Source organism: Streptomyces sp. NPDC048383 (genome assembly GCF_040651775.1).
Classification (GTDB): domain Bacteria; phylum Actinomycetota; class Actinomycetes; order Streptomycetales; family Streptomycetaceae; genus Streptomyces.
The window spans coordinates 1-2,119 of the sequence record NZ_JBEZKS010000144.1; the positions used below are offsets into that span (position 1 = coordinate 1).

The following is a 2,119-nucleotide window of genomic DNA, read 5'->3' on the forward strand; positions in this document are numbered from 1 at the left end:
ACGTCATCCACACCCACATCCAGGCGCAGCCGCGTGAACCGCACGGGGTGGCGGAACACGCCGTGGTCGACGGCCCGGTCGGCGCTGATCTCCGCCACCAAGTCGGGGCGCACCACCGTCACGTCGAGGAGGTCGCGTCTGCCCCACGCTGCCGCGAACTTGGCGCCGGCCCACGGGTGCCCGGGGCCGGCCGCGGTGAGATGTTCGGCGACCTGGCGGGCCTGGTCGGGGCGCAGGGTCACGGTGCGGCCGACGGTGCGCAGGCGGCCCGTGGTGTCGTGGCGGCCGAGGACCAGGAGCTGCGGGCGGGTGAGGGTGCCGGTGATGGCGCCGATGATCGCCTCGGTGGTGTCGCGTCTTTTGACCTTGGTCCAGCCGCGGTATCCGGGCGTGTACCGGCCCGTCAGGCTCTTGACGACCAGGCCTTCGACGCCTGAGACGTCGGTCCACGACTCCAGCCACTCCCGGGCCTTCGCGACGTCCGTGGTCATCGGGCAGAGCGTCCACGGGGCGGTCAGCGCGCGGGCCGCGAACAGCACCTCAAGGCGTCGGCGTCGCTCCCGCTGGGGCAGGGTGAGGAGTTCGGTGCCGTCCTGCTGGAGGATGTCGAAGGCCATGTAGTGGGCGGGTAGGCGTGCGGCCAGTGCGGGGGCGGTGCGGGCGCGGGCGGCGGCCCGGCGCTGCAATCCCTCGAAGGACAGGGCGCCGGCCTCCGGATCCCACACCAGTACTTCGCCATCCAGGACCAAGCCGTGGGGGAGCTGCTCGGCCGCCGCCACCAGATCGGGGAACGCACCCTGAACCAAGTTCCCGCGCCGGGTCTGAAGCAGCACCCGCCCACCGGGGCCGTCCGGTGTGAACACGAGCATCCGGTGCCCGTCGAGCTTCTGCTCATAGGCCACCGCGGCGTGGGGGCGTACGGGTGGGATCGCCTCGGCGGCCTGCGCCAGCATCGGTTCCACCGGCGGCCGCAACACCATCCTGCCCGCCCTCCGCCTGTCGTATCCCCGCAGGCGTACCGCCCGGCCGGGCCCCCGGTGCAGGTCTGCCAGACGGATGGCTCCAAGACCGGCCGAACGCTCCCTCAGGCGCACGGCGTCCCTCCTGGATGCCACTACGGCGCCCATGTCCCAAGGGTGCGTCCCGGGGGGGCGCGGTGTGGCGGTGACCCGGTCGTAGACGTCCGCCCAGAAGGGCGTCACGGCCTTGGCGGAGTACGTCGAGCGGGAGGGCCGGCTGTCGGGGCGCGGCGTCGTCCAGGTCCTGGCCGACGGGACCGAGCACCGGACCGGGATCTGGTCCTGGACTGCACCTGATGCTCGCGGACCGTTTGGCTCCGCGCCTCGCTGTTCCTTTGAATCAAATCAGCGGCGAGCCATGGTCCCCCGCCAGTCCGCGTTCGCAAGAGGCCAACATAAGGTAGCTCCCGGCCCTCTCGTAGCCGCTTGAAGAAGCTTGTCACGCTACCTGGAAAGACTCCGACTTCGGGATACTGCCTCTAGGCAACGACAACCGACCAACCCTCGTCCGTCCGGGGAGGGTCTAGCAAACAGATATCCCCGTTCCACTCGTGAAATGCCCATGGGATCATCCGTGCGAGATCAGGTTCGGCTGGCAACTCACCCCACGGATCCTGACAGGAAAGAAAAGCTGCACTGAACTCGTCAATGAAATCAAGCAGCGGGTAGACGGCGGGGTGAGGGATTCCCAGGTGACCGAAAACCGTGGAGTCGCCATACCCGTCGACGAAATCTTTATAATCGACAGGCAGTTGAACCCCTACAGATTGTTCGACATTCGCCCAGGACTCATAAATGCAGGTCTGAATTTCTGCCGAGGTCCGAAAATTTCCTTCAACTCTTCAGACATTCCCTACCTGCCATATTTTTCGGAGCTACAAATCGGCACACCCTTGCCCGGCTTGTTCAGAACATAGCAATCCACATCGATACCGCCAGCCCCTGAAGCCTGAATGTGAACGGCAGCCGGCACTCCCGTCGTCCTCGCCGGATACACCGGGGCCGGGCCGGCCCGCGGCGGCGCCGAGGCCCGGCGCCCCCCCGAGGGAAGAGGCCACGTCGGCAATCCACAGAACAAAGACGCAGTAGAGCTTGAGGGC

The 2,119-nt window shown here is 67.5% G+C and carries 1 protein-coding gene; it reads right to left on the minus strand.

What is annotated here, in order from left to right; genetic code table 11:
• Positions 1–953: ATP-dependent DNA ligase (locus tag AB0D46_RS38470; RefSeq protein WP_362884746.1), on the minus strand; the 953-nt coding region annotated here is incomplete at its 3' end.
• Positions 954–2,119: the final 1,166 nt, after the last annotated feature.